This window comes from Micromonospora sp. NPDC093244, assembly GCF_040683695.1.
In the GTDB taxonomy this organism is placed as follows: Bacteria; Actinomycetota; Actinomycetes; order Mycobacteriales; family Micromonosporaceae; genus Micromonospora.
In genome coordinates, this window is sequence record NZ_JBFBEO010000003.1 from 24897 (window position 1) to 51680 (window position 26784).

The following is a 26784-nucleotide window of genomic DNA, read 5'->3' on the forward strand; positions in this document are numbered from 1 at the left end:
GTCAGCCACCCAGCCGGGCGTCGCGGGCCGCCGCCATCCGACTCGGCAGCCCCCACAGCTGCACGAAACCCTTCGCCAGGGACTGGTCGAAGGTGTCGCCGGTGTCGTAGGTGGCCATGCCGAAGTCGTACAGGCTCGCCTCGGAGCGCCGGCCGGTGACCGTGGCGCGTCCGCCGTGCAGGACCATCCGCACCTCACCGCTGACGTGCCGCTGCGCGTCGTCGATGAACGCGTCGAGCGAGTCCTTCAGCGGCGAGAACCACAGGCCGTCGTACACCAGCTCGCCCCAGCGCTGGTCCACGCTCTTCTTGAACCGGGCCAGGTCCCGCTCCACCGTCACCGCCTCCAGCTCCTGGTGGGCGGTGACCAGCGCGATCGCGCCGGGTGCCTCGTACACCTCGCGGCTCTTGATGCCGACGAGGCGGTCCTCGACCATGTCGAGCCGGCCGACGCCCTGCGCGCCGGCGCGCCTGTTTAGCTCCAGGATCGCCTGGTACGGGGTGACCGTCTCACCGTCGATCGCCACCGGCACGCCGCCGTCGAAGGTGATCACGATCTCGTCGGCGTCGCGGGGCTCGGACGGGTCGGCCGTGTACGAGTAGAGGTCCTCGACGGGGGCGTTCCAGATGTCCTCCAGGAAGCCCGTCTCCACGGCGCGACCCCACAGGTTCTGGTCGATCGAGTACGGGGACTTCGCCGACACGTCGATCGGGAGGCCCTTCTCCTCGGCGAAGGCGATCGCCTTGTCCCGCGTCCAGGCGAAGTCCCGGGCCGGCGCGATGATCCTCAGGTCGGGGGCGAGGGCGTTCAGGCCCACCTCGAACCGGACCTGGTCGTTGCCCTTGCCGGTGCAGCCGTGCGACACGATCGTGCCGCCGTGCTTGCGCGCCGCCGCCACCAGGTGCTTGACGATCAGCGGTCGGGACAGCGCCGAGACGAGGGGGTAGCGGTCCATGTAGAGGGCGTTGGCCCGGATCGCCGGCAGGCAGTAGTCGGCCGCGAACTCGTCGCGCGCGTCCACCACCTCGGACTCGGCGGCGCCGCAGTCCAGGGCGCGCTGCCGGATGGCGTCGAGGTCCTCGCCGCCCTGCCCGACGTCGACCGCCACCGCGATCACCTCGGCGCCGGTCTGCTCGGCCAGGTAGGGAATGGCGACGGAGGTGTCCAACCCTCCGGAGTACGCCAGGACGACCCGGTCGGTCATGGTGTGGTGTTCCCTTCGACTGTGTCTTCCCGGCGGGCCCAGCCGGCGAGCTTGTCGCCGAGCGCGGCCCCGCCGACGGACTCGCGGGCCACCACGAGAATGGTGTCGTCGCCGGCGATGGTGCCGACGACCTCGGGCAGTCCCGCTCGGTCCAACGCGCTGGCCAGGTACTGGGCTGCGCCCGGCGGGGTACGCAGCACGGCGATGTTGCCGCTGGAGTCGACGCCGTTGAGCAGTTCACGCAACAGCCGCACCAGCCGGGCCGGTGCGGCCTCGGCGTCGCGCAGGGGTCGGTGGCCGTCCTCGGGGATCAGGTAGACGGCCGGGCCGTCGCCGCCGCGCACCTTGACCGCGCCCAGCTCCTCCAGGTCCCGCGAGAGGGTGGCCTGGGTGACACCGACGCCGTCGGCGGCGAGCAGGTCGGCCAGTTCGGTCTGCGAACGCACGGCCCGGTCCCGGATCAGCTCCACGATCCGGGCGTGCCGGGCGGCGCGGGTCAACGGGGCGGTCATCGCGTCGTCCCGGTGGCGGCGAGCAGGAACGTCAGCAGCGCCTTCTGGGCGTGCAGCCGGTTCTCCGCCTGGTCGAAGACCGCGCTCTGCGGCCCGTCGAGCACCTCGTCGGTGATCTCCTCGCCCCGGTGCGCGGGCAGGCAGTGCAGCACAATCGCGTCCGGCGCGGCCTGGCCGAGCAGCTCCTTGTTGACCTGGTACGGCAGGAACGGGGTGACCCGGTCCAGACCGTCGGCCTCCTGCCCCATCGACGTCCACGTGTCGGTGGCCAGCACGTCGGCGTCGCGGACCGCCTGGGCCGGGTCGGTGAGGACCCGTACCGACCCGCCGGTGCCGGCGGCGATCCGGGCCGCGGCGTCGACCACCGCCTCGTCCGGCGCGAACCCGTCCGGCCCGGCGACGCGGACGTGCATCCCGGCCGTCGCCCCGGCCAGCAGGTACGACTGCGCCATGTTGTTCGCGCCGTCGCCCACGTAGGTGAGGGTGCGCCCGGCCGTGCCGCCGCACCGCTCCCGGATGGTGAGCAGGTCGGCGAGCAGTTGGCAGGGGTGGAAACCGTCGGTGAGCGCGTTGACCACAGGAACGCTGGCGCCCTGCGCCACCTCGGCGATCCGGTCGTCGCCGTGGGTGCGCAGCACGATCGCCGCCACGTAACGGGACAGCACCCGTCCGGCGTCCGCGAGGGTCTCGCCCCGGCCGAAGTGGGTGACCTGGGTGTCCACGACCAGCGGGTGACCGCCCAGCTCGGCGATGCCGGCGTCGAACGAGATCCGGGTCCGCAGGCTCTGCTTGTCGAACAGCACCGCCACCGAGCGGGGGCCGGCCAGCGGCTGGTGACCGAACCTGTCCGCCTTCATCCGCGCCGCCAGGTCGAGCACCGTCGACTGCTCGTCGGGCGAGAGGTCGTCGTCGCGCAGGAAGTGCCGGATCATGCGATCGTCCCCGTCGTGGTGGGCTGGGTGGAGGGTTCGGGTGCCGTGCCGGAGGCCGCCGGGGCCGGGTGGCCGCCCGTGCCGGCGGCGGCCGGGGCCGTCACGTCGAGCGCCGCGGGGAGCGCGGCGAGGAAGGCGTCCGCCTGGTCGACGGTGAGGATCAACGGCGGGGCGAGCCGGAGCACACCCGGCTGCACCGGGTTGACCAGGAAACCGGCCTCGCGCAGCGCCTCGGCCAGGACCGTCGCCACCGGCGCGGTGAGCGTCACGCCGAGCAGCAGCCCGGCGCCGCGTACGCCGTCGATCAGTGGGTGTCCCAGTGCCTCGACGCCCCGGCGCAGCCGCTCGCCGACGCGCTTGACGTGGTCGAGCAGCCCCTCGTTGGCGATCGTCGCCACCACGGCGAGCGCCGCCGCGCAGCTGACCGGGTTGCCGCCGAAGGTGGTGCCGTGCGAGCCCGGGGTGAGCAGGTCGGCGGCCCGGCCGAAGGCGACCGTGGCGCCGATGGGCAACCCACCGCCCAGGCCCTTGGCCAGCGTGACCACGTCCGGCTCCACGCCCTCGGCCTGGTGCGCGAACCAGTGCCCGGTCCGGCCGATGCCGGTCTGCACCTCGTCGAGCACCAGCAGCGCGCCGTGCCGGGCGGTGATCTGCCGTGCCGCCGCGAGATAACCCGCCGGCGGGACGACCACACCGTTCTCGCCCTGGATCGGCTCCAGGATCACCATGGCGGTCGCGTCGGTGACCGCCGCCTCCAGCGCGGCGACGTCGCCGTACCCGACGTGGGTCACCTCGCCGGGCAACGGCCGGAACGGGTCGGCCTTGGCCGGCTGGCCGGTCAGCGCGAGGGCGCCCATGGTGCGGCCGTGGAACCCGCCCACTGTGGCGACCACGTGGCTGCGCCCGGTACGCCGGGACAGCTTGAACGCCGCCTCGTTCGCCTCCGCGCCGGAGTTGGCGAAGAAGACTCGGCCTGGCCGGCCGGCGAGGGCCAGCAGCAACTCGGCCAGGGCGACCGGAGGTTCGGCGATGAAGAGGTTGGAGACATGCCCGAGGGTGGCGACCTGCTTCGACACGGCGGCCACCACTGCCGGGTGGGCGTGGCCGAGCGAGTTCACCGCAATGCCGCCCACGAGATCCAGGTATTCCCGGCCGGCGTCGTCGACCACCACCGCGCCGGCCCCGGACACCAACGCCAGCGGCGGCGTACCGTAGTTGTCCATCATGGACTGACCCCAGCGCTGCGTCAGCGCGGTCATGACCCGATCACCATCGTTCCGAACCCTTCCGAGGTGAACACCTCAAGCAACGTGGAGTGCGCCACCCGACCATCGACGACGTGCGCGGCGGGCACTCCCCCGCGCACCGCCCGCAGGCAGGCCTCCATCTTGGGAACCATCCCCGACTCGAGGCTGGGCAGCAGCTTCGCCAGGTCGTCAGTGGTGATCTCGGAAACCAGGCTTGTGGTGTCCGGCCAGTCGGCGTACAGGCCGGCCACGTCGGTGAGCACCACGAGCTTGCGGGCCCGCAACGCGATCGCCAGAGCGGCGGCGGCCGTGTCCGCGTTCAGGTTGTGCAGCACCCCGTCGACGTCCGGCGCGACAGTCGAGATCACCGGGATCCGGCCGGCGTCGATCAGGTCGGTCACCGCCGACACGTCCACCGACTCGACGTCGCCGACCTGGCCGACGTCCACCGGCTGCCCGTCCACGTACGCCGGCCGGCGCACAGCGGTGAACAGCCGGGCGTCCTCACCCGACAGGCCCACGGCGAACGGACCATGCGAGTTGATCAGCCCGACCAACTCCCGACCCACCTGCCCGACCAGCACCATCCGGACGACGTCCATCGCCTCGGCGGTCGTCACCCGCAGACCACCACGGAACTCACTGGCGATGCCGAGCCGGCCCAGCATGGCCGAGATCTGCGGACCTCCCCCGTGCACCACCACCGGCTTGAGGCCGGCGTACCGCAGGAAGACCATGTCGGCGGCGAACGCCCGCTGCAACTCCGGGTCCGTCATGGCGTTGCCGCCGTACTTCACCACCACAGTCGAACCGGAGAAACGCGCCAACCACGGCAGCGCCTCGATCAACGTCTCCGCCTTGACCTGCGCGCGGGTGAGATCACTACTGAGACTCATGTCGAATACGCCGAGTTCTCGTGCACGTACGCGTGGGACAGGTCGTTGGTCCAGATCGTCGCGGTCGAGTCGCCGGCGTGCAGGTCGATCCGGATGGTCACGTCCCGCCCGGTGAGGTCGGCCTTCGAGCGGTCCTCGGCGGCGGCACCGCCCCGGCACAGCCACACGCCGTTGACCGCCACGTCCACCTCGTCCGGCTCGAAGGCGGCGGCCGTGGTGCCGACCGAGGCGAGGATCCGACCCCAGTTCGGGTCGTTGCCGAACAGCGCGGTCTTGACCAGGTTGCTGCGGGCCACCGACCGACCCACCTCGACCGCGTCGTCCTCGCTCGCCGCGCCCACCACGTCGATGGCGACCTGTTTCGTGGCGCCCTCCGCGTCGGCGATGAGCTGCTGGGCCAGGTCGTGGCAGGCCGCGGTGACCGCGGCGGCCAGCTCGGCCGGCGTCGGCTCGATGCCACTCGCGCCACTGGACAGCAGCAGCACGGTGTCGTTCGTGGACATGCAGCCGTCCGAGTCGACCCGGTCGAACGTGACCCGGGTGGCCGCCCGCAACGCCTCGTCCAGCGTGGCCGGCCCGGCCACCGCATCCGTGGTGAGCACGCAGAGCATGGTGGCCATCCCCGGCGCGAGCATGCCGGAGCCCTTGGCCATCCCGCCGACCGTCCAGCCGCTGCCCCGGGCCACAGTGGTCTTCGGCCGGGTGTCGGTGGTCATGATGGCCTCGGCGGCGGCCAGACCACCGTCCCTGGACAACCCCCGGATCGCCGAACGGACACCGGGCAGCAGCTTCGGCATCGGCAACCGCTCGCCGATCAGGCCGGTGGAGCAGACCGCCACCTCCCCGGCACCGAGGAGCAGCCGCGGGCTGACCGCGCTCAGCGCGGAGGCGGTGTGCTCGGCGGTCGCGTGCGTGTCCTGGAAGCCGCCCGGGCCGGTGCAGGCGTTGGCGCCGCCGGAGTTGAGCACCACCGCCCGCACCACACCGCCCTGCACGACCTGCTGGCTCCAGAGCACCGGCGCTGCCTTGACCCTGTTGGTGGTGAAGACACCTGCCACACCGGCGTCGGGGCCGTCGTTGACCACCAGAGCGACGTCCGCGCCGCCACTGGCCTTCAACCCGGCGGCCACCCCGGCCGCCCGGAACCCCCGAGGGGTGGTGACGCTCATGGTGCGACTCCCCAGATCGACAGGCCCGTCGTCTCCGGCAGGCCCAGCATGAGATTGGCGTTCTGCACGGCCTGACCGGCCGCGCCCTTGCCCAGGTTGTCCAGCGCGCTCAGCACGATCAGCCGGCCCGAGTCGACGTCGACGGTCGCCTGGAGGTGGCACGCGTTGGAACCCAGCGTGGCGGCCGTATGCGGCCAGCGGCCCTCCGGCAGCACGTGCACGAACGGCGCGTCGGCGTACGCCCGCGCCAGCACCTCCTGCGGGTCGACGCCACGCGCCGGCGTCGCGGTCACCGTGGCGAGGATGCCGCGCGGCATCGGCGCCAGGACCGGCGTGAACGACAGCCCGGTCGCGCCGGACGCCTGCTTGATCTCTGGTACGTGCTGGTGGGTGCCGACCCGGTACGGCGACAGGTCACCCATCACCTCGCTGGCCAGCAGGTGTGGCTTCGCCGCCCGCCCCGCGCCCGACGTGCCGGAGGCGGCGACCACCACCACGTCGGCCGGGTTGGCCGCGCCGTCCGCGATGAGCGGGGCGAGCGCCAGCGTGATCGCCGCCGCGTAGCAGCCCGTGTTCGCCACCCGGGTGGAGCCGGCGATCAACTCCCGCTGGCCGGGCAGCTCAGGCAGGCCGTAGGTCCACTGCCCGGCGTGCGTACCGCCGTAGTACTGCGCCCAGGCGTACGGGTCGGCCAACCGGTGGTCGGCGCCCAGGTCGACGACACGCACCTCGGACGGCAGGTGGGCCGCGAGGGCCGCCGACTCGCCGTGCGGCAGGGCCAGGAAGACCAGATCGGCGTCGGCCAGGGTCGCCGCGTCGGTCTCCCCGAGCACCAGGTCGAGCCCGGTGAGCTGCGGGTGCACCACATCGACGCGATGCCCGGCCTGACTGTGCGCGGTGGCGGCGACCAGGTCGAACTCCGGGTGCCCGGCGATCAGGCGCAGCAGCTCACCCCCGGCGTACCCGCTCGCACCGGCGACCGCGACTCGGATCCCCATACCCACCTCCGCATGACTATGCAGGGGAGGTTAACAAACAATGAGGGCGCGCTGCAAGTTCATGCAGAGTAATGCATGGCGATGAGGCGTTCGGCTCGTTGCTCGACGGGGGTTCCCGCAAAGTTACCCGTCCAAATCGGCGGTGGCGGTGGTGCGGCCCCGCCACTCGAGCCACTTTCGCAGGAACCCATACACGTCGTCGTTCTCCCCCTCCACCGGCGGTCGCGTTTCCGTCGCCAGGTCCGCGTCCGGCGCCACCAGGAGGAGCGAGGCTATCGCGGAGGTCCGGTTGTCCATGTCATCATCCCGCGCCCCCTGCCTGAGCGCGGCGAGCGTCGTCGGGGACTGCGGCCAGTTGCTTGCCAGGTGGGCCAGTGCGCTACGGCGTACGGCGGGGTCCGGATCGGCGGTGGCCCGGCGAAGGTACGCCGGGGTGTCGACACGATCGGCCCAGGCGGAGAGGATCGCGCTCATCGCGACGTATCGGACGCCCGGACAGGATGATGCGGCGGCCCGGCGCAACGCCGGCAGGGTGTCCCGATGGTCGGCGAATCGGCCGGCCAGTTCCTGGAGGGCCTCGCATCGGGCCGCGTGGTTGCGGCTTCGTACCGCGGCCAGCAGCGCGGCCGGCCCAGCGAGCCGAGGGGTGTGCGGACCTGCGGCGGACCCACCCCACGCGGTGAGCGCCTCGTTGGCCACCCATCGCGTGTACATGCGCGGGCTGCATGTCGCGACGCGGATGGCCGACACAATCTCGGGCGCCTCGGGCCAGGCGGCGCCCAGCACCACCACCGCCTGCTGACCCACCCCGTTGTTCGCGTCGGCCGTCGCCGCGGCAGCCACCGTCGGCAGGACCTCGGCGCGGTCGAGCCAGCGCGTGGCCAGGAGAATGATGGCCAGGGAACGCACGAGCTGATCCGGGTCTGTGGCGGCCGCGTGAACGAGGCCGAAGGTCGCGGGGTGATCCGGCCATCTCCGCACCAACACCTGCACTGCTCCGTACCGGACCCACCAGTCCACGTCGGTCGTCGCGTCCTGGACGGTACGGAGCGTCGCCGGTCGGTCCGACCAGAGGCCGGCCAGCACACTGATGGCGTGGTGCCGGACCTCGGCGTCACCATCGGCGGAGAGCCGGCGAACCGCTCGCAGGGTTTCCGGATCGTCGGGCCAGCGAGCGGTGATCGCGGTCAGGCTGTCGAATCGGACGATCCAGCTCGGAGCGCGGGTGGACCGGTACGTTTCGGCCCTGGTCGGCAGCGGTCCCCGTTGTTGCCGGGCCACGGCGTCGCGGCGGGCCGCCCGCACATCGGCATCCGGATCGTCCGTCGCCCGACGCAGGACGGCGAGCGTGTGGGGATTGCCGGACCAGTGATTCGTCAGCGTCTGCACGGCATCGGCGCGCACCCTTTCGTGTGCCTCCGCGGCCGCTCGGCAGAGCGCGTTCACCGTCTCGGGGTGCTCGTGCCACCAGGCGGTCAAGGCCCGCAGGGCGGCCTGGCGCACATCCGGTTGCGGATGTCGCGTCGCGCCGAGCACCGCCGCGAACGTGTCCGGATGATCCGGCAGATGTTCGACAAGCGCCTGGAGCGCCGCGACGGCGGCCTTGGCCGTCCCGGAACGGACCGCCCGGTGGAATATGGGCCGCGCCTCCGGATGCGTCGGCCACCAGCACCCCAACGCCCGCACCGCGCTCCCCCGGACGTCCGGATCCGGGTGGGTGGCAGCCCGCAACACGGTCGCCCCGGACTCGGGATCAGCGGACCAGCGCGCACCGAGGGCATGGAGCGCGGTCGCCCGGACCAGCCCCATGGTCGCGTCGACGACCGCGGCCCGCGCGGCGGCGAACGCCTCCGGCTGATCCGGCCAATGCATGAGCAGCGCCTGAAGACCGGCGAGACGGTGGACGTTGTTCTCGTGCCGGGTGGCAGCCACGGCGTCTTCCACCCGCACCACCCGATCGGAGCCGCCACCGAACACCTCGGGTGCCGTGGCGGCCATCCACCGGATGTCGCAGTCCAGGTCCCGTTGAGCCCGGCGGACCACCTCCCGAGTCCGTGCATCGTCCCGCCACCTGACGGCCAGGAACTCGAAGCAGGTGCGGCGGACGTGGGAACTGTGGTCACGAAGGCCGCTCTCGATCCGGCCGCGGGTATCGGGATGGTCAGCCCAGCGGGTGGCCAGCGCGACCAGGGCCGCGGACCGGACGTTGTCGTCGGGATCCAGCGACGCGTCGCCGACCGCGACCAGGCTCCCCGGATGTCCGTCCCACCGGGCGGCCAACGTGTCCAGGGCCGCCCGGCGTACCCCCCAGTTCCGGTCACGGCTGGCCTCACACAGCGCGGCGTGGATCCGGTCGTCCGGCTCAGTACGCAACGCCAGCGTCTCCAGCGCCGTCTGGCGTACGTTCTCGTGCGGATCGCGGAGCGCCCGGACCAGTGCCTCCTCTGTTCCGCGATGCTGGCTCCAGGTGGCCGCGAGTGCGTGCAGTGCCTGGCCCCGGATCAAGCTCTCCGGATCACGGGTAGCGCGAAGAAAAGCATCGACCGCCTCCGGCCGATCGGCCCGGTGCGCGGCGAGGATGTCGAGTGTGACTGTTCGTACATCTGCGCTTCCGTCGATGAGACAGCGTTGAACAGCGCGCCAGGTCGTGGCCTGGTCGGGCCACCGCATGGCGAGGGTGAGGACCGCGGTACACCGGACCGCCGCGTCAGGTGAACGCAGCGCCGCGTGTACCGCGTTCCTCGACCGCCAGGAAGCCGTCCACGTGGCGGCCATGGCGTCGATCGCGGCGATGCGGGTGCCGTGATGGCCGTCCCGGGTGGCCGCCAGCACGATCGCCTGGTGTGCGGGGGACGCGCCGAGGTCAGCCGCGAGTGCCTCGATCGCTGTCTGGCGGACGATTCCGGCTTCGTCCCGGCAACCATGGGCCAGGGCGGCAATCGTCTCCGGTGCGGTCGGCCAGCAGGCGACCAGGGATTCCACGGCCATCTGCCGCAACCGCCAACTGTCGGAACGGGTCGCCCGAACCAACACGCCGCGCAGCGCCGGGTCGTCCGCCCAGTAGGTGGCGGTGGCCCGGAACGCGGCCTCGCGTACCCCGGCATCGAGGTCGACGACCGCCCGCGCGAGGGCGGTCCGCGTGTGCGGGTGCTCGACGCAGTGTTCGGCCAACGCGGCTATCGCGGCCTTGCGCACATCGGGGCTGGGGTCGGTGAGCGCGTGCAGGAACGCGCTGCGGCTTGCGTGCTCCTCGGGCCAACTCCGGGCGAGGGCTTCGACGGTGGATCGGCGGACATCGTCGCTGGCGTCCCGCGCCGTCTCGTGGAGAAGGGCCGCGACCGGGTCGGGCGGCCGCTGACGCCGCAGGGCCGCCTCGATGGCGGTGCAGCGGACCTCACCGTTGAGGTCGGTGGTCAGCCGGTCGAGAACGGCGTGCGTGCTGGCGTGATCGGGCCACCGTGCCAGCAGCGCGCCGAGAGCTGCCTTGCGCACGGTGTCGTCGATGTCCTCGGCTGCGCGACACACCATCGGCAACGTGTCCCGGTGGTCCGACCACCGGCTGGACAGTGCCTCCACGGCGGCCGCGCGGACGTCTTCGTCGGAGTCCGCGAGCGCGTGCCGGACTGCCACGTACGTGTCGTCCTGCTTCGTCAGACGGGTCGCCATTGCCTGGACTGCCGCACGGCGGACCTCCCAGGCGGGATCGCTGCACGCCGCGCGCAGCGCTGTCCGGGCTTCGGGACGGTCCGGCCAGCGGCTGCCCAGGCACTCCACTGCCGCTTGGCGGACCTGCCGGCTCGGGTCGCGTGCCGCCCGGCCCAGGAAGACGGGATATGTCGCGGTGGCGTCACTCCAGTGGACGTTCAGTGCATCCAGTGAGTCCTTGCGGACGTCGGCGTGCACGTCCCGCACCATCACAAGAAGGGCGTCGAGCGTATGGGACGCAGCAGGCCAGTGGGTGGTGAGGACCTCGATCGCCGCTCTGCGAACGACGAGAGCGGGATCGCGGAGGCTGCGGTTTACCAGTTGCCGGGTCTGCGGGGCGTCGGTCCATGCCGCCGCGTGACCGAGCAGACAAGCACGGCGTTGCTGCGCACTGGCACCGGTGACGGCGTCTTCCGCGAGCAGGCCCGCGATGTCCGGCGAATCGGGAAAGAGCGCGGCGGCGATCCTGGCCGCGTGCTGCACCGCGGGACGCAGCGTGGCGCGACGACCCTGAGCGCGGAACCAGTCCAGGTAGATCTCTCGGCCCGGCCACCGGGCGCCGATCGCGGCGATGATCGGAAGGATCGTGTCCATTCGGGCCCCGTGGCGGTCGTCCTTGAACGAGCGCGTCGGGCAGCGGAGCAGGTCAATGACCGATCGCAGCACGAGCTCGGCCGAGCCCGCTGCGGCGCCCAGGTTCCTGACCTCGGCAAGGCACTGCACGGCCAGCACCACGGCGCCGAGGGGCGGCCGGTCCAGCACGGTCGACCGGCTCGGTCTTGCTTCCGTGAGCAGATAGGTGACGAGTTGGTCGGCGATCGTCGCGTCGACCATGCCGGCGATGAGCCGGAGGACCTCCGCCCAGGCGGGATCCTCCCAGTGCGCTGCGTAGACCTTCGAGGTCAGGTCCGCCTCGGTCAGCTCACGGGTCTTCTCGAACCGGAAGACGATCTCGCTGGCGCAGAAGAACTCCAGGAGGGCCCGGTGCACGAAGCCGTACACGCCGGAGCCGTATCGCGCCAGGACGAAGTTGCGGGTCCGGAACTGCTCGATCATCACCGTGGCGACCGCGGTGGCGTGGGCCTCGCCGTACTGGAACCGGAACCGAAGGTAGTTCCGTATCTCCGTTAAGAGATCGTCCTCCCACAGGTGATTTCCGGCGAGGCCGCGGACACCCTCCTGCATCCGATGCGCCAGAAGCCTCAGGAGTTCCTTCTTGTCGTCCTCACGGATGATCGCCGCGTCGATTCGGGCATCGCTGAGGTGCTTGTTGATGTCCCAGTGCTGCACGAGCACGCTCGCCGCGTGGTCGTAGACCTTCCACCGTTCACGCGGTAGCTCCTGGTGTTTGCCGATGATCGCCAGGATTGTCAGCAGCAGCGGATTGCCGGCGAGTTCCCGAATGGGCGGTGATTCGGAGATGGCCGAGGCCAGGCGCTGGCGGCGCTCCGCGGCCATCGCCGGCCGGTCGTGCAGAGCCAGTTCGTACCAGGACCCGAGGAACGCGTCGACCTGCCGGGGATCGAGATCCTGGACGGTGTACAGGCCAAACCCGGCGTCCCGCAGGACTCTGGGGCGATAGCCGATGATCCGCGACGTGACGAGGATCCGGACCTGCGGATATGCGGCGGCGAATCCGGCGATCTGAAGCGAGATGGCCTCCCGCTCCCGCTGGTCGAACAACTCGTCCAAGCCGTCGAAGATCATGAGAGCCCGGCCGCCGTGCGTCAGGTACCCGTCGAAAACCTCGGCGGGAACTCCCAACCCGTCCGACCGGTGCCGGTAAGCCAGATACTCGGTGAACGTCTCGTACTTCTGTCGGTGCAGGGCGTACTCACGCAGCTCGACAAGCACCGGCTGGTACCCGTGCAGGGGTTCGAGCCGGTCGCCGGGCCGCTCGTCGATCAACGCCAGGCTGACGTACCGGGCCAGGGTGGACTTGCCCGCCCCCGGGTCACCGAGGAGGACGCAGGCCCGCTGCGCGACCGAGGTCAGCACGTCGAAGGCCGGCGTCGCGGGCCGCGCCCGGTAGGTCCGCCGCGCGTCCTCCAAGTCCTGACGGTCCATACCCTTCGGTACGTCCGCGGACGACAGTTCGGCGGCGTCCTGCAGCTTGCGCTGAAGTTCCTTGGACAACTCGGCCGGCGGCACATCCTCGCGCACAGTGGGCTCGACGAAGACCTCGCGCAACTGTATCTGCAGGTACTCCTCCCGGTCTGGCGGAGTCAACGCATCGAGGTCGAGCCGTCGGTACTGCTCCGTTAACCGACGCTTGTAGGCATCCCATGCAGTGACGGTGGCGGCGGTGACACCCAATTCGGCATCCGCGCCGCGGACCGTGCTCTGCATCCATCGGCTGACCGCCTCCGACACCGCAGGGCGGAGGTCCTGCGCGGAGCTGAAGAACTCGCAGACGTGTGCCGTCGCCAGTTCGGACCTGAGCGCCCGGATCCGGTCCTGGGCGGGATTGCCGAGATCCATCAACGTCGGAGGCCATGGCGCGTCCTCCCGCAGCAGAAAGATCAGCCGAGGAATGCCGGCGGCACCAGCGGCCCGATACTCCAGCTCGGTTATCGAGTGCTGATGTCCCTCCGGGATGAAGCCGTACCGCCAGGCGAACAATCCAATGTAGACGTCGCATGATCGTACGTCCGCCAGGGACAGGTCGACCGGTCGGGCCTCCTCGGCCGTGTTGGTCTCCATGGCCACGTCTTCGACGCCCAGCCGCTGGAGCGCCTTGCGCACCTGCTCCCGGCACTCCCGCAGATCCGTGAAGGTCGACGAGACGAAGGCGCGCAATCTGCCGCGCCGTCTCGGGTCCCGCTGAAGGGGAATGACAGGCCTGCCGAGGTGGCCATCGATCGTCCGATGGTGCGCCGCGTACGTGTCGGATCCGGCCGACACGCCCTGCCGGGGCCGACCGTCGTCCCTCGTGTGAGTCACCTCGTATCCACCCTGAGCAGCTCGACGACCGATCCTCACGCCCGTCACAGTGGTTGAGCCGCCCCTCACGGTCACCCTGCGTGGATCGCTGGCGCATCTGCAGTGTCACTGATGTGCTTCCTGGCCCGGAACAGAAGTCAATCACACGACTCTAAGCTGGATAGATTTCCCTGGATGCGGTAATCGACAGTCCACCGGTTCTTGAGCGACCAACCCGCCGCAGGGCACGAACAAGGCCCCGACCCGGGATTGACACCCAGGTCAGGGCCTCGATCGTTGCTGCGCTACCAGGCTCTTCCGCCACCCACGGGACGTAGGATCCGATCCGTCAGGCGCCGCGCAGAATCGCTCCGAAGCGCTCGGCCGCTACCGCAACCGCCGCGTCCCGGGCCGCCACGGCCTCCTCGACGGTCAGCGTCCGGTCCGGAGCCCGGAAGGTCAGCTTGTACGCCAGTGACCGGCGGCCCTCGCCGAGCTGCGCGCCGGAGTACACGTCGAAGAGCCGCACGTCCTCCAGCAGCTCGCCGGCGCCTGCCTCCAGCGCGCGGCGTACCTGCTCGGCCGGCACCGAGTCGTCCACCACCAGGGCCACGTCGATCAGGGCCGGCGGGAAGCCGGACACCGTCGGCGCGGGCGTTACCGGGGTCGGCGGCAGCGCATCGAGGTCCAGTTCCATGGCGCAGGTGCGCCGGGGCAGCTCCAGCGCCGCCACCACGGCCGGGTGCAGCTCACCGGCGTGTCCGACGACCGCGTCGTCGACCCGCAGCTCGGCGCAGCGGCCGGGGTGCCACGGCGCGTACTCGGCCGCGCGTACCTCGACCCGCTCGTCCGGGATCCCGGAGGCGGCCAGCACGTCACGCGCCGCCTCGATGGCGTCCGCCCAGCCGGCCGGTCGACCGGCGCCCCACCAGCCGGCCGGGTCGATGTCCCCGGCGAGGACCACCGCTACGTGCACCGGCTGCGCCGGCACCACCGCGTCGGCCGCGGCGAACTCCTCGTCGGTGGGCCGCCGGTCCACGCCCATCGCGGGCGGGCTGCCGGCACCGGGGCGCGGGTGGAAGACCGCGCCGATCTCGTAGAGGGCGAGGTCGCGGTGACCCCGCCCGAGGTTGCGCTTGAGGATGCCGAGCAGCGGGCCGAGCAGCGTGGTGCGCAGCAGCGGCTCCTCCTCGGACAGCGGATTGGCCAGGCGCACCGCGGGTCGGCGCGGATCGTCGGCGGGCAGGCCGAGCTGGTCGGCGAGTTCCGGCGACACGAACGGGTGTGCGAGGACCTCCACGTACCCCCGCTCGGCAAGCGACCAGGCGACGGCCCGGCGGCGACGCTGCCGGGGGGTCAGGCCGCGACCGGGGGGTGCGGTCGGCAGCACCGACGGCACCTTGTCGTACCCGTCGAGGCGCACGACCTCCTCGACCAGGTCGGCCGGGTCGGTCAGGTCGGGTCGCCAGGTCGGCGGGGTGACGCTGAGCGCCGTCCCCGCGCCGCTGGCCACGCCGACCGCGCCCGGGTCCTCGGACAGCCGGTCCGTGCCCTGCGCGACGGTGCAGCCGACCCGTTCCAGCAGGGCGACGACCCGCGCCGGCGGGTACTCGACGCCGACCCGCCGGGTGGGCAGGTCCGCCGGCAGGGTGATCGGGGTACGCGGCCGGACGTGGTCGATGTCCAGGATCTCGGCGCTCGGGGTGCCGCCGCCGTGCTCGGTGAGCAGCCCGACGGCCCGCTCCAGCGCGACAAGCGGCACGGCCGGGTCGACACCCCGCTCCCAGCGCTTCGCGGCCTCGCTGAACAGCTTGTGCCGGCGCGCGGTCCGGCCGACCATGGCCGGGTCCCAGTGCGCCGCCTCGAAGAGCACGTTGGTGGTGGTTCCGGTGTCGACCTCGCTCGTCTCGCCGCCCATCACCGCCGCGAGGGAGATCGGCCCGGTGTCGTCGCAGATGACCATGTCGTCGGCGGTGAGCACCCGGTTGACCCCGTCCAGGGTGGTCAGCTTCTCCCCCGCCTCGGCGCGGCGGACCACGAGCGGCCCGACGATCCGGTCGGCGTCGAACGCGTGCATGGGCTGGCCCAGCTCCAACATCACGTAGTTGGTGATGTCGACAGGCAGCGAGATGCTGCGGATGCCGGCGGTGACGAGCCGCTGGGCCATCCACGCCGGGGTGGGCGCGGTCGGGTCGACGCCGCGGACCAGGCGGGCGGTGAATCGGTCACAGCCGACCGTGTCACGGACCTCCACCGGGTACGCGGGCGTCTCGGTGCCGCGCGGCGCGGGCGCGAGGGCCGGGTCGCGCAACGGCACGTCGAACGCGTGCGACAGCTCCCGGGCCAGGCCGCGCAGGCTCAGCGCGTACCCCCGGTCCGGGGTGATCTCCAGCTCGAGCACGACGTCGTCGAGGCCCACGACCGGGCGGGCGTCGTCGCCCGGCTTGGCGGCCACGTCCGGCGGCAGCACGATGATGCCGGAGTGGTCGTCGCCCAGGCCCAGCTCCTTCGCCGAGCAGATCATGCCCGCCGAGTTGTGCCCGTACGTCTTGCGGGCGCCGATGGCGAACCCGCCGGGCAGCACACCGCCGGGCAGGATCACCACCACGCGGTCACCGACGGCGAAGTTGCGCGCCCCGCAGACGATCTCCTGGCGCTCGCCTGTGCCGTTGGCGGCGCCCACGTCCACCCGGCAGAACCGGATCGGCTTCTTGAAGCCGGTCAGCTCCTCGATCTCGCGCACCTCGCCGACGACGAGCTGACCGGTGACCGACGCGGCCAGGTCCACCACGGACTCGACCTCGATGCCGAGGTCGACAAGGGCCTGCTCCAGATCACCGGTGGGCAGGTCGGCGGGGAGGTCGACGTACTCCCGCAGCCAACTGACAGAAACTCGCATGACTTCAGACCACCGTTCCCGTGTCTCGTACCCGCATCGCCCTACGCCCCGGTCCCGAGCGCCCGGCTGAACCGCACGTCGCCCTCGAAGAGATGGCGGATGTCGCTGACCCCGTGCCGGACCATCAGGGTCCGGTCGATGCCCATGCCGAAGGCGAATCCGGAGTAGACCTCCGGGTCGACGCCGCAGGCGCGCAGCACGCGCGGGTTGACCATGCCGCAGCCACCCCACTCGACCCACTGCGGGCCGTCGCGGTGCTCCGGGAACCACACGTCGAACTCCGCCGACGGCTCGGTGAACGGGAAGTAGTGCGGCCGCCACCGGGTCTTCGCCTCCGGGCCGAACATCGCCCGGGCGAAGTGGTCGAGCGTGCCCCGCAGGTGCGCCATCGTGATGCCCTTGTCCACGACGAGGCCCTCGGCCTGGTGGAACACCGGGCTGTGCGTGGCGTCGATCTCGTCGGTGCGGTAGACGCGGCCGGGCACGATCACGTAGATCGGCGGCTTGCGGCTGAGCATGGTGCGGGTCTGCACCGTCGACGTGTGCGTACGGAGAACGAGGCCGGAACCCTCCGGCGCGATGTGGAACGTGTCCATCAACCCGCGCGCCGGGTGGTCGGCGGGGATGTTCAACGCGTCGAAGTTGACCCACTCCAGGTCGACCTCGGGCCCCTCGGCCACCTCGTAGCCCATCCCGACGAACAGGTCGCTTATCGACTCCATCAGGGTGCTCAGTGGATGCCGGGCGCCGCGCGGACGCCTGTCGTACGGCAGGGTGACGTCCACCCGCTCCTCGACGAGCACGCGCTCGGCCTGTTCGCGCTCCACCACCTCGGCGCGCTCGGCGTACGCGGACTCGATCGCCCGGCGGGCCTCGTTGACCCGCTTACCGGCGTCGGACTTCGCGGCAGGCGGCAACGCACCGATCTCCCGGCGGGCCAGGGAGACGGGTGACCTGTCACCCAGGTGCACCGACCGCAGCGCGGCCAGGGCATCCGGGTCGGCGGCGGCCTCGAACGCCTTCGTGGCGTCCGCGACGGCCTCGGCCAGGGCGGCGGGGTCGAGCAGGGCGACCTGCTTCGGGTCGTACGGATCGTTGCGGTAGCTCATGGCGTACGGGCACTCCCTCACGGCGGCGCCAGCCCTCACCGGGGCGGCTAGGCGAGTCTACGGACGCGCGGCTGTGCCGCAGCCCGCCGGTAGGAGTTGCGCAGGGAGCAGGTCAGGCCCGCCGCCCGCCGACACCGGCGGGCTGGCTAAACGAACGCCGTGGCGCGTTCATGGGCGGACGGTCTCCCCTGCTGTCAGTCGCGCCGGGCATGCCTCAGCGCTGTGCTCTCGCTGAAGCGTACAGGCATACCGCGGCTGCGGCAGCCAGGTTGAGGCTCTCCGCGCGCCCGTACAGCGGCACCCGCACGCGGGCGTCAGCGGCGGCGGTCAACGCCTCGGGCAGGCCGTGCGCCTCCGAGCCGAACAGCCAGGCGGTGGGCCCGACGAGCCGTCCGTAGTCGGTCAGGTCGTCCAGGTCGCTGTCGCCGTACCCCGTGGTCGCGAAGATCGACAGCCCGGCGGCGCGCAGCGCGTCGACCACCTCGACCGGGTCGGGCGCGCGGACCACGTCGACGTGGAAGAGGCTGCCGGCGGACGCCCGCACACACTTGCCGTTGTACGGGTCGACGGCGTCGCCGGCGAAGACCACCGCCCCCGCACCGGCCGCGTCGGCGGTGCGCAGCACAGTGCCGGCGTTGCCCGGGTCGCGGATCTCCGCGAGCACCGCCACCAGCCGGGGAGCACCGGCGAGGGCCTGCTCCAACGACACGTCGAGGTGCCGGCAGACCGCGACCAGCCCCTGCGGGGCGACGGTCTCGGCCAGCGCGGCGAGAGCGTCGTCGGTCACCTCGGAGACGGGCACGTCGGCGCGGGCCGCCGTGGCGGCCAGCTCCGGGTGCCGGTCCAGCGCGGTGGGCGTACCAAACAATTCGGTGACCACCCCCGGCCGCGCCAGGGCCTCGCGGACCGCCTGGGGGCCCTCTGCCAGGAACCGGCCTGTGGCGTCGCGGTCCCGGCGGCGTTGCAGACGGCGGGCGGCGACAACCCTGGGGGTACGCGGGGTGAAGGCCATGGTGTGCGCTCCTCCGGCACGATCGAGGCGCCCCCCGGACGGCGGTGCCGACACGGGAGACGCCTCGCTCTGGTGCGTGGGGATCAGGCGGCCTGAGCCGCCGCGCCGCCGGTGCCCTCGGCCGTGACCGCGGCCCGGGCCAGCTCGACGATCGCCGCGAACGAGGCGGCGTCGTTGACAGCCATGTCGGCCAGGATCTTGCGGTCGACCTCGATGCCGGCCAGACGCAGGCCCTGGATCAGGCGGTTGTAGGTCATCCCGTTCGCACGGGCGCCCGCGTTGATCCGCTGGATCCACAGCTGCCGGAAGTCGCCCTTGCGGTCGCGACGGTCCCGGTAGGCGTACTGCATCGAGTGCAGCACCTGCTCCTTGGCCTTGCGGTACAGCCGGGAGCGCTGACCGCGGTAACCGCTCGCGGTCTCCAGCAGGGTACGACGCTTCTTCTGGGCGTTCACAGCCCGCTTGACGCGTGCCATCTCAACTCCTTCTTACGTAAAGGTGGCGCGCGTCAGCGGCCGAGCAGCTTCTTGATGCGCTTGACGTCGGCCTTGGCCAGCACGACCGTGCCGGTCAGCCGGCGGGTCTGGGTGGAGGGCTTCTTCTCCAGGTTGTGGCGCAGGCCAGCCTGCTGGGCAACGATCTTGCCCTTGCCGGTGACCCGGACCCGCTTACCCATACCCGTGTGGCTCTTCATCTTCGGCATGTGGAACGTCTCTCCCCTGTTACTCGCCGCTGGTGTCGGTGGCGGTGCCACCGTCAACGGCTGCTGCGGTCTCGCCGCCCGCCGCGGTCTCATCGGTGGCCGGCGCGGACTCGTCCGCCCCCCGGTCCCGAGGTGCACCGCGGGACGCCGTAGCGGCGACCGCGGAGGCCTTGACGGCCCGATGCGGAGCGAGAACCATGATCATGTTTCGACCGTCCTGCTTCGGAGCGGCCTCGACGTATCCCAGGTCCGTGATCTCGGACTCGAGCCGACGCAGGAGCCGGTAACCCAGCTCCGGGCGACTCTGCTCGCGACCACGGAACATGATCGTCACCTTGACCTTGTCGCCCGCCTTGAGGAACCGCACCACGTGACCCTTCTTGGTCTCGTAGTCGTGCGGGTCGATCTTCGGCCGAAGCTTCATTTCCTTGATGACGGTCTGCTGCTGGTTACGCCGCGCTTCGCGCGCCTTGAGTGCGCTCTCGTACTTGAACTTGCCGAAGTCCATGAGCTTGCACACCGGCGGGCGCGCCATCGGCGCAACCTCGACCAGGTCCAGATCGACGTCCGCGGCCAGCTGAAGGGCGCGCTCCAGCGGGACGATGCCCACCTGCTCACCCTCGGGGCCGACCAGTCGGACCTCACGTGCCCGGATCTGATCGTTCACGCGTGGTTCGACGCTGATGGGGCCTCCTCGAGTCGTTTCTGCTCAGTTGCCGACCCTCGCGGCCCCCGGGTGGGGGTCATCCTGGAAAGCAGAAGGCCCCGGCGCATGCCAGGGCCCGCTCGACCGGTCAGCACGATCACAGGATCGCGCATCCGGAACCGGGACGCACCCGGAACCGGGGACCGGACCCGGCCACCGTGGCGGCGACTCGGGTGGGAGCAGGCGCTCCGCTTTCGTGGCTGTCTGCTCGCACGCGGAGACAGCCTGGTCGACCCCACAACACTACACCCCGCCCCCGGGCGCGCCCAAACCGGGACACCCGGGGCGTCACGGGTTCCGTTTTCCGGTTCCGGTTCTGGTTCCCTGGCTTCTGGTTTTCTGGGTTGTTTCTGGCGCACGGCTTCCCCGCGTTCCACCCGAGGCCGGACCGGCTCAGCCGTGCGGATCGGGCGGCGCGGAGTCAGCGGCCTGCCGCGCGTTCGGCGAGGCGGGCCAGGTGCGCCTCGTGCAGCCGGCGCAGGGCACGGACCCCGTCGACGGCCAGTTCCTTGTCGGCGGCCTGCAGGGCGACCATCGGCAGCAGGTCGTCGTCGTGCAGCTCCAGGCTGGCCCACGGCGCGCCCCGGTCGAAGCGGACCCCCCGCACGACCTCCCAGGGCAGCTCGTACGAGCTGATGACGTTGCGCACCCGGATGCCCCGCGCGTCGGCCTCCACCCGCGGGCGGGTGAACAACAGGAAGCCCAGCGCGCCGAAGACGCCCAGGCCGATCATGGCGATCTGGTCACCGCGCTGGAAACTGCCGTAGCCGTCGCCGGTCGGCCCGCTCAGCGAGGTGGCGACGAGAGCGAACACCACCACCAGGGCGACCGCCGCCGACCAGCAGACCACCCGGATACGGCGGGGCTTCAGGCGGACCAGCTCGGTTTCACTCACCCCACCAGTCTGCCATCCGTACCCGGCGACCGACCGCACCACCCGCCGAGCCACCACTCAGCGCACCGCCGCATCGGGTCCGCCCCGCACGTTCGCCCCCAGCGGCCCACCGCGCTGACCGCGCCGCGCCGCACTGGGCCGCGCCGCAAGATCGTGCTCGAACATGGATGTAGTGGTGTCGGTGGCGGTGGGAGGGCACTACTTCCATGTTCGTGCGCGATCTTGCGGGGCCGGACGGGCTCTGCGGCGCAACCCTCGCCCCGGGAACGCGGATGGTCAGAGGCGGCAGGCGTGGATGTTGGTGACCAGGATGGCGCGGGCGCCCAGGTCGTACAGCTCGTCCATGATCCGGTGCACGTCGTCGCGGAGCACCATCGCCTGCACGGCCACCCAACCCTCGCGGTGCAGGGGCGACACGGTGGGCGACTCGATGCCCGGGGTGAGGCCGCTGGCCCGGTCCAGGAGGCCGGCCGGCACGTCGTAGGCGAGCATCACGTAGCGGCGGGCCACCAGCACGCCGTGCAGGCGGCGCAGCAACTGCTCGGCCTGCTGGTGCGCGGGCGCGCCGGCCCGGCGGACCAGCACGGCCGAGGAGCGCAGCAGCGGCTCCCCGAAGACCACGAGGCCAGCCTGGCGCAGGGTGGCGCCGGTCTCCACGACGTCGGCGACCACGTCGGCGACGCCGAGGCGTACGGCGTTCTCCACCGCACCGTCGAGGCGGATCACCTCGGCCTTGAGACCCAGGTCAGCGAGGTGCCGCTCGACGAGCCCCGGGTACGCGGTGGCGATCCGGTGGCCGCCCAGGTCCTGTACGGAGGCGATGTCGTCGGGGCGGGCGGCGAAGCGGAAGGTGGCCCGGCCGAACGCGAGGTCGACGACCTCCTCGGCGGGCGCTGCCGAGTCGATCAGCAGGTCCCGGCCGGTGATGCCGAGGTCAAGGTCGCCGGAGCCGACGTAGGTGGCGATGTCCTTGGGACGCAGGTAGAAGAATTCGACGTCGTTGGCCTCGTCACGGCAGACGAGGTCCTTGGGGTCGGTGCGCTGGCGGTAGCCCGCCTCGCGCAGCATCTGGGCGGCCGGTTCGGCCAGGGTGCCCTTGTTGGGGATGGCGACACGCAGCATGACGGAGTGCTCCTTCGATCCGGATGGCGATCAACGGGTGGGGGCACTCACAGATGTCGGTAGACGTCCTTGAGCTCCAGACCGCTGGCCAGCATCAGGACCTGGACCTGGTAGAGCAGCTGGGAGATCTCCTCGGCGGTGCGCTGCGGCCCCTCGTGCTCGGCGGCCATCCACGACTCGGCCGCCTCCTCGACGACCTTCTTGCCGATGAAATGCACGCCTTTCTCCAGGGCGGCGACGGTGCCCGAGCCGGGGGTGCCCGCTGCGGCCTTGGCCTGCAACTCGGCGAACAACTCCTCGAACGTCTTCACGGGTAGCGATTCTTCCAGCCGCCCGGGTGACGCCCCTCCCCCGGGTCCGCCGGCATCCAGCAGGCGGGCAATTCCCTATCAACATGGTGGGACAATCTTCGATCGACGCCCGTTGAGCTCTACGCTGTCCGCCATGGCCAGCAGCTCTCGTCTCGTCGCGCTCACCCTCGCCGGTGCCGTCGCCGCCGCCACCGCCGGGTGCGCTCCCCAGCAGGAGACACCGACCCCGAATGTCACGGCGGCTCCGTCCTGCACGAAGGAGAGCCTGCCCACGCGTACGCCGGGCAAGCTCACCATCGCCACCGACCAGCCCGCCTACGAGCCGTGGTTCCGACAGGACAAGCCGGACAACGGCGAGGGCTTCGAGGCCGCCGTCGCGTACGCGGTGGCCGAGAAGCTGGGCTACTCCCGCGCCGACGTGACGTGGACCCGGGTCAAGTTCGACTCCGCGATCGCGCCCGGGCCGAAGACCTTCGACTTCGACATCAACCAGTTCTCCATCACCGAGGAGCGCAAGCAGGCGGTGGACTTCTCCGCGCCGTACTACCTGGTGCGCCAGAGCGTCATCGCGCTGAGGTCGTCGAAGATCGCCGGTAGGACGTCGCTGGCCGACCTGCGCGACGCCCGGCTCGGCGCCCAGGTGGGGACGACCAGCTACCAGGCGATCACCGACGTGATCAAGCCGAGCGCGAAGCCGCAGGTCTACAACAGCAACGACGACGCCAAGAAGGCTCTGCAGAACGGGCAGCTCGACGGTCTCGTGGTGGACCTGCCGACGGCCTTCTACATCACCGGTGCGGAGATCACCGACGCGACTATCGTCGGGCAGGTGCCGCAGGTGGGTGTGCCGGAGGCGTTCGGGCTGCTGCTGGACCGGAACTCCCCGCTGACGTCCTGCGTGAGCGGCGCGATCGGGCAGCTCAGCGAGGCGGGCACGCTTACCCAGCTGGAGCAGAAGTGGCTCGCGCAGGTGGCGGGGGCGGCCGAGCTCAGGTGACCCTGCTGGATCACATCCCCTCCGAGGCCCAGCAGCGGCGGGCCGCGTACCGGCGGCGGCAGACGGTCTTCAGCGTGCTGGTGGCGGCGTCCTCGACGGCGGCGCTCGGCACGCTGCTGGTCGTCGCGGTGACCGGGGCGCCGGGCTGGGAACGGGTGCGGCGGTCCTTTCTGGACCCGGAGATCGCCCGGGACGCGCTGCCCGCGGTGCTGGCCGGGCTCTGGCTCAACGTACGGCTGCTGGTTTGTTGCGCGGCCGGCGCGCTGCTGCTCGGGCTGGTGATCGCCGTGCTGCGCACGCTGCGCGGGCCGATCTTCTTTCCGGTCCGGGCGCTGGCCGCCGGCTACACGTACACCTTCCGCGGCCTGCCGTTGATCATCGTGCTGTACCTGCTCACCCTCGGCGTGCCGGGGCTGCGTCTGCAGGGCATGCCGCCGGTGCTGGTGCTGGGCGGGCTCGCGCTGGTGCTCACCTACGGCGGCTACCTCGCCGAGGTGTTCCGGGCCGGCATCGAGTCGGTGCACCCCAGCCAGCTCGCCGCGGCCCGGTCGCTGGGCCTGACGTACCGGCAGACGATGCGGCACGTGGTCCTGCCGCAGGCGGTCCGTCGGGTGGCACCGCCGCTGCTCAACGACGTGGTGGCGTTGCAGAAGGACGTCGGTCTGGTCTCGCTCGCCGGGCCGATCGACGCCGTCCGCGCCGCCCAGATCGCCACGGCGCAGACGTTCAACTACACGCCGTACGTCGTGGCGGGGGTGCTCTTCGTGCTGCTCGCGATCCCGCTGATCGCGGTCACCGACTGGGTGACGCTGCGCTCGGCCCGTCGGCAGTCGGGAGGCTCGTGATGGCGCTGCTGCGCTGCCGGGGACTGCGCAAGGAGTACGCCGGCACCGTCGTGCTCGACGGGCTCGACCTGACGGTCGCCGAGCATCAGGTGGTCGCGCTGATCGGCGCGTCCGGGTCGGGCAAGTCCACACTGCTGCGCTGCGTGAACCTCCTCGACGACCTCGACGACGGCACCATCGAGCTGGACGGCGAGGACATCTCCGACCCCCGGGTGGACGCCGACCGGGTACGCAGGCGGATCGGCATGGTGTTCCAGGCGTACAACCTGTTCCCGCATCTGAGCGTGCTGGAGAACATCACCCTCGCCCCGCGTCGGGTGCACCGGAGGGCCCGCGCGGAGGCCGAGGCGCAGGCCCGTGAACTCCTCGACCGGGTGGGGCTGGGCGCCAGGGCGGACGCGTACCCGGACCGGCTCTCGGGCGGGCAGCAGCAGCGGGTGGCGATCGTGCGGGCGCTGGCCAACTCGCCGCGACTGATGTTGCTGGACGAGGTGACCTCGGCGCTGGACCCGGAACTCGTCGGTGAGGTGCTGGCGATGATCCGGGACCTCAAGGCCGACGGGATGACGATGGTGCTGGCCACCCACGAGATGGGTTTCGCCAGGGAGGTCGCCGACGAGGTCTGCTTTCTCGACGCGGGACGGGTCGTCGAGAGCGGCCCACCCGAGCAGGTGCTCGGCGAGCCGACGCAGCCCCGGACGCGGCAGTTCCTGCGCCGGATCATCGAGGCCGGCCGGCTCTGAGGGCCACCCCGACACGACACGCCAGCCCGACACGACACGCCAGCCGACACGGACGCCAGCGGGCAGGCGGGTCAGCCGCCGAAGCCGACCCGCTGGGCGTTGCCGGCGGCCACGGCCCGGACGGCGAGCGCGGCGTCGAGCGCGGCGACGGTGGCCGACCAGCCCTTGTCCTCGGCCGAGCCGGGCAGCCCGGCCCGGTCCCGGGCCTGCTCGATGGTCTCCACGGTGAGCACCCCGTGGGCGACCGGTTTGCCCTCGTCCAACGCCACCCGGGTCAGCCCGTCGGTGACCGAACGGCAGACGTAGTCGAAGTGGGCGGTGGCGCCCCGGACCACCACGCCGAGCGCGACCACGACGTCGCAGCGGCGCGCGAGGGCCTGGGCGACCACGGGCAGCTCGACCGAGCCGGCGACCCGGGCGACCACCGAACGCGCCCCGCACGCCTCGGCGGCGGCTACCGCGCGCTCGAGCATGTGGTCGGTCAGCTCGCCGTGCCACCGGGCGGCGACCACACCGACGGTCAGCCCCGCGGCGTCCACCGCGTCGACCCCCGGCTCACCGAAACCCGCCATCGTCATGCTCCGATCTCGTCGTTGGCGACCGGACGCCCCATCGGCGCCTCGGTCGCCTCACCCAACTCCAGCAGGTGACCCATCCGGTCCCGCTTGGTGCGCAGGTAGCGCAGGTTCTCCGGGTGCGCGCCGGCCGGCAGCCCCTCCCGGCCGGTGATGGTCAACCCGTAGCCCTCCAGCCCGGCCCGCTTGGCCGGGTTGTTGGTCAACAGCCGCATCGAGCGCACACCCAGGTCGTAGAGGATCTGCGCGCCGGTGCCGTAGTCGCGGGCATCGGCCGGCAGACCCAGGTCGAGGTTGGCGTCCACTGTGTCGCGGCCCTGGTCCTGCAACTGGTACGCCTGGAGCTTGTGCAGCAGCCCGATGCCGCGCCCCTCGTGTCCCCGGACGTAGAGCACCACGCCCCGGCCCTCGCGGGCGACGCGGGCCAGCGCGGCGTCCAACTGGGGGCCGCAGTCGCAGCGCAGCGAGCCGAACACGTCGCCGGTCAGGCATTCGGAGTGCACCCGGACCAGGACGTCCTGGCCGTCGCCGAGGTCGCCCAGGACCATCGCGACGTGCTCGGCCGGGTCGTGCTCGGCGCGGTAGCCCAGGGCCCGGAACACCCCGTGCCGGGTGGGCATCCGGGCGTCGGCGACCAGCTCGACCTGCTTCTCGGTGCGCCGTCGGTAGGCGATCAGGTCGGCGATGGTGATCAGGGTGAGGCCGTGCTCGGCGGAGAACTTCTCCAGGTCCGGCAGCCGCATCATGGTGCCGTCGTCGTTGACCAGCTCGCACAGCACGCCGGCGGGGCGCAGCGCGGCGAGCCGGGTCAGGTCGACGGCGGCCTCGGTGTGCCCGGGGCGGCGCAGGACCCCGCCCTCGCGGGCGCGCAGCGGCACCACGTGCCCGGGGCGGGCCAGGTCGGTCGGGTCGGTCGCGGCGTCGGCGAGCAGCCGGCTGGTGTGCGCGCGGTCGGCCGCCGAGATGCCGGTGCTGACGCCCTCCCGGGCGTCCACGGTCACCGTGTACGCGGTGCCGCGCCGGTCCTGGTTGGTGTGGTGCATCGGCGGCAGGTCGAGCCGGTCGGCCTCGCTCTCGGTCAACGCCACGCAGACGTATCCGGAGGTGTGGCGCACCATGAACGCCATCAGTTCCGGCGTGGCCAGCCCGGCCGCGAAGATCAGGTCGCCCTCGTTCTCGCGGTCGGCGTCGTCGACGACGACGACCGGCCGTCCGGCCGCGATCTCGGCGATCGCCTGCTCGATACTCCCGAATGCGCTCATGCCGCCGCTCCGCTGCGCTC

Annotated in this window: 22 protein-coding genes; 3 read left to right on the forward strand and 19 right to left on the reverse strand. The window is 71.7% G+C overall.

Annotation, left to right across the window (positions count from 1 at the left end; genetic code table 11):
- Position 1 precedes the first annotated feature (1 nt).
- The 17 genes from AB0N27_RS18720 to AB0N27_RS18800 form a co-directional block, all read right to left on the reverse strand.
- Positions 2-1204, reverse strand: a complete 1203-nt coding sequence (locus tag AB0N27_RS18720) for an argininosuccinate synthase (RefSeq protein ID WP_364370974.1) — start codon at positions 1202-1204, stop codon at positions 2-4.
- A complete protein-coding gene (locus AB0N27_RS18725) occupies positions 1201-1716 on the reverse strand; it encodes an arginine repressor (protein ID WP_364370977.1) in 516 nt (171 codons plus the stop codon). Before AB0N27_RS18725 ends, AB0N27_RS18720 begins: the two co-directional genes overlap by 4 nt.
- Positions 1713-2648 (reverse strand): ornithine carbamoyltransferase, encoded by a 936-nt coding sequence (argF, locus tag AB0N27_RS18730; protein WP_364370980.1) that lies wholly within the window; start codon positions 2646-2648, stop codon positions 1713-1715. Before argF ends, AB0N27_RS18725 begins: the two co-directional genes overlap by 4 nt.
- Positions 2645-3907, reverse strand: a complete 1263-nt coding sequence (locus tag AB0N27_RS18735; protein ID WP_364370983.1) for an acetylornithine transaminase — start codon at positions 3905-3907, stop codon at positions 2645-2647. The genes argF and AB0N27_RS18735 overlap by 4 nt, the downstream gene beginning before the upstream one ends.
- Positions 3904-4791, reverse strand: coding sequence for an acetylglutamate kinase (argB, locus tag AB0N27_RS18740; protein ID WP_364370986.1), 888 nt, complete (start codon positions 4789-4791; stop codon positions 3904-3906). Before argB ends, AB0N27_RS18735 begins: the two co-directional genes overlap by 4 nt.
- Positions 4788-5960: a bifunctional glutamate N-acetyltransferase/amino-acid acetyltransferase ArgJ gene (gene argJ, locus AB0N27_RS18745; protein WP_364370989.1), complete on the reverse strand. Its 1173-nt coding sequence runs from the start codon at positions 5958-5960 to the stop codon at positions 4788-4790. The genes argB and argJ overlap by 4 nt, the downstream gene beginning before the upstream one ends.
- The gene (gene argC / locus AB0N27_RS18750; RefSeq protein ID WP_364370992.1) at positions 5957-6958 is read right to left on the reverse strand and encodes an N-acetyl-gamma-glutamyl-phosphate reductase; all 1002 of its coding nucleotides are present in this window, start codon (positions 6956-6958) and stop codon (positions 5957-5959) included. Before argC ends, argJ begins: the two co-directional genes overlap by 4 nt.
- A 123-nt stretch (positions 6959-7081) precedes the next feature.
- Positions 7082-13606, reverse strand: a complete 6525-nt coding sequence (locus AB0N27_RS18755) for a HEAT repeat domain-containing protein (RefSeq protein WP_364370995.1) — start codon at positions 13604-13606, stop codon at positions 7082-7084.
- Between the two features lie 328 nt (positions 13607-13934).
- A complete protein-coding gene (gene pheT, locus AB0N27_RS18760; RefSeq protein ID WP_364370998.1) occupies positions 13935-16484 on the reverse strand; it encodes a phenylalanine--tRNA ligase subunit beta in 2550 nt (849 codons plus the stop codon).
- Between the two features lie 41 nt (positions 16485-16525).
- Positions 16526-17593, reverse strand: a complete 1068-nt coding sequence (gene pheS, locus AB0N27_RS18765; protein WP_285797665.1) for a phenylalanine--tRNA ligase subunit alpha — start codon at positions 17591-17593, stop codon at positions 16526-16528.
- Positions 17594-17807: 214 nt separating this feature from the next.
- Positions 17808-18659 (reverse strand): RNA methyltransferase, encoded by an 852-nt coding sequence (locus AB0N27_RS18770; RefSeq protein ID WP_364371002.1) that lies wholly within the window; start codon positions 18657-18659, stop codon positions 17808-17810.
- A 29-nt stretch (positions 18660-18688) separates the two neighbouring features.
- Entirely contained in the window at positions 18689-19081 is a 393-nt protein-coding gene (gene rplT, locus AB0N27_RS18775) for a 50S ribosomal protein L20 (RefSeq protein ID WP_007458417.1), read from the reverse strand.
- Positions 19082-19113: 32 nt separating this feature from the next.
- Positions 19114-19308, reverse strand: a complete 195-nt coding sequence (gene rpmI, locus AB0N27_RS18780) for a 50S ribosomal protein L35 (protein WP_030488428.1) — start codon at positions 19306-19308, stop codon at positions 19114-19116.
- Between the two features lie 19 nt (positions 19309-19327).
- Positions 19328-19975: a translation initiation factor IF-3 gene (infC, locus tag AB0N27_RS18785; RefSeq protein WP_364371006.1), complete on the reverse strand. Its 648-nt coding sequence runs from the start codon at positions 19973-19975 to the stop codon at positions 19328-19330.
- Positions 19976-20435: 460 nt separating this feature from the next.
- Positions 20436-20909 carry a PH domain-containing protein gene (locus AB0N27_RS18790; RefSeq protein WP_364371009.1) on the reverse strand — a complete coding sequence of 158 codons (474 nt, stop codon included), beginning with the start codon at positions 20907-20909 and terminating at the stop codon, positions 20436-20438.
- Positions 20910-21185: 276 nt separating this feature from the next.
- Positions 21186-22031, reverse strand: a complete 846-nt coding sequence (hisG, locus tag AB0N27_RS18795; RefSeq protein ID WP_364371012.1) for an ATP phosphoribosyltransferase — start codon at positions 22029-22031, stop codon at positions 21186-21188.
- A 47-nt stretch (positions 22032-22078) separates the two neighbouring features.
- Complete coding sequence (locus tag AB0N27_RS18800; protein WP_364372087.1) at positions 22079-22360, reverse strand: phosphoribosyl-ATP diphosphatase; 282 nt, start codon at positions 22358-22360, stop codon at positions 22079-22081.
- A 115-nt stretch (positions 22361-22475) separates the two neighbouring features.
- On the opposite strand from AB0N27_RS18800, the gene AB0N27_RS18805 reads away from it, so the two are divergent.
- From AB0N27_RS18805 to AB0N27_RS18815, 3 genes are read left to right on the forward strand one after another with little or no spacing between them, the layout of a single operon-like run.
- Positions 22476-23339, forward strand: coding sequence for a transporter substrate-binding domain-containing protein (locus AB0N27_RS18805; RefSeq protein ID WP_364371014.1), 864 nt, complete (start codon positions 22476-22478; stop codon positions 23337-23339).
- Positions 23336-24184: an amino acid ABC transporter permease gene (locus tag AB0N27_RS18810; protein ID WP_364371016.1), complete on the forward strand. Its 849-nt coding sequence runs from the start codon at positions 23336-23338 to the stop codon at positions 24182-24184. The genes AB0N27_RS18805 and AB0N27_RS18810 overlap by 4 nt, the downstream gene beginning before the upstream one ends.
- On the forward strand, positions 24184-24927 hold the full coding sequence (locus AB0N27_RS18815) for an amino acid ABC transporter ATP-binding protein (protein ID WP_364371020.1): 744 nt from the start codon (positions 24184-24186) through the stop codon (positions 24925-24927). Before AB0N27_RS18810 ends, AB0N27_RS18815 begins: the two co-directional genes overlap by 1 nt.
- Positions 24928-24998: 71 nt before the next feature.
- On the opposite strand, the gene ribH is transcribed toward AB0N27_RS18815, so the two are convergent.
- On the reverse strand, positions 24999-25499 hold the full coding sequence (gene ribH / locus AB0N27_RS18820) for a 6,7-dimethyl-8-ribityllumazine synthase (protein WP_364372090.1): 501 nt from the start codon (positions 25497-25499) through the stop codon (positions 24999-25001).
- A gap of 2 nt (positions 25500-25501) precedes the next feature.
- Positions 25502-26764, reverse strand: coding sequence for a bifunctional 3,4-dihydroxy-2-butanone-4-phosphate synthase/GTP cyclohydrolase II (locus tag AB0N27_RS18825; RefSeq protein WP_357987639.1), 1263 nt, complete (start codon positions 26762-26764; stop codon positions 25502-25504).
- Between the last annotated feature and the right edge of the window lie 20 nt (positions 26765-26784).

Excerpts from the sequence above, each read along its gene's own strand:
- argF (WP_364370980.1), bottom strand. The coding sequence starts at position 2,648 with ATGATCCGGCACTTCCTGCGCGACGACGACCTCTCGCCCGACGAGCAG.
- AB0N27_RS18735 (WP_364370983.1), bottom strand. The coding sequence starts at position 3,907 with ATGACCGCGCTGACGCAGCGCTGGGGTCAGTCCATGATGGACAACTAC.
- AB0N27_RS18815 (WP_364371020.1), top strand. The coding sequence starts at position 24,184 with ATGGCGCTGCTGCGCTGCCGGGGACTGCGCAAGGAGTACGCCGGCACC.
- ribH (WP_364372090.1), bottom strand. The coding sequence starts at position 25,499 with ATGGCGGGTTTCGGTGAGCCGGGGGTCGACGCGGTGGACGCCGCGGGG.
- AB0N27_RS18725 (WP_364370977.1), bottom strand. The coding sequence starts at position 1,716 with ATGACCGCCCCGTTGACCCGCGCCGCCCGGCACGCCCGGATCGTGGAG.
- AB0N27_RS18805 (WP_364371014.1), top strand. The coding sequence starts at position 22,476 with ATGGCCAGCAGCTCTCGTCTCGTCGCGCTCACCCTCGCCGGTGCCGTC.
- argC (WP_364370992.1), bottom strand. The coding sequence starts at position 6,958 with ATGGGGATCCGAGTCGCGGTCGCCGGTGCGAGCGGGTACGCCGGGGGT.
- argJ (WP_364370989.1), bottom strand. The coding sequence starts at position 5,960 with ATGAGCGTCACCACCCCTCGGGGGTTCCGGGCGGCCGGGGTGGCCGCC.
- rplT (WP_007458417.1), bottom strand. The coding sequence starts at position 19,081 with ATGGCACGCGTCAAGCGGGCTGTGAACGCCCAGAAGAAGCGTCGTACC.
- rpmI (WP_030488428.1), bottom strand. The coding sequence starts at position 19,308 with ATGCCGAAGATGAAGAGCCACACGGGTATGGGTAAGCGGGTCCGGGTC.
- AB0N27_RS18720 (WP_364370974.1), bottom strand. The coding sequence starts at position 1,204 with ATGACCGACCGGGTCGTCCTGGCGTACTCCGGAGGGTTGGACACCTCC.
- hisG (WP_364371012.1), bottom strand. The coding sequence starts at position 22,031 with ATGCTGCGTGTCGCCATCCCCAACAAGGGCACCCTGGCCGAACCGGCC.
- pheT (WP_364370998.1), bottom strand. The coding sequence starts at position 16,484 with ATGCGAGTTTCTGTCAGTTGGCTGCGGGAGTACGTCGACCTCCCCGCC.
- pheS (WP_285797665.1), bottom strand. The coding sequence starts at position 17,593 with ATGAGCTACCGCAACGATCCGTACGACCCGAAGCAGGTCGCCCTGCTC.
- AB0N27_RS18825 (WP_357987639.1), bottom strand. The coding sequence starts at position 26,764 with ATGAGCGCATTCGGGAGTATCGAGCAGGCGATCGCCGAGATCGCGGCC.
- argB (WP_364370986.1), bottom strand. The coding sequence starts at position 4,791 with ATGAGTCTCAGTAGTGATCTCACCCGCGCGCAGGTCAAGGCGGAGACG.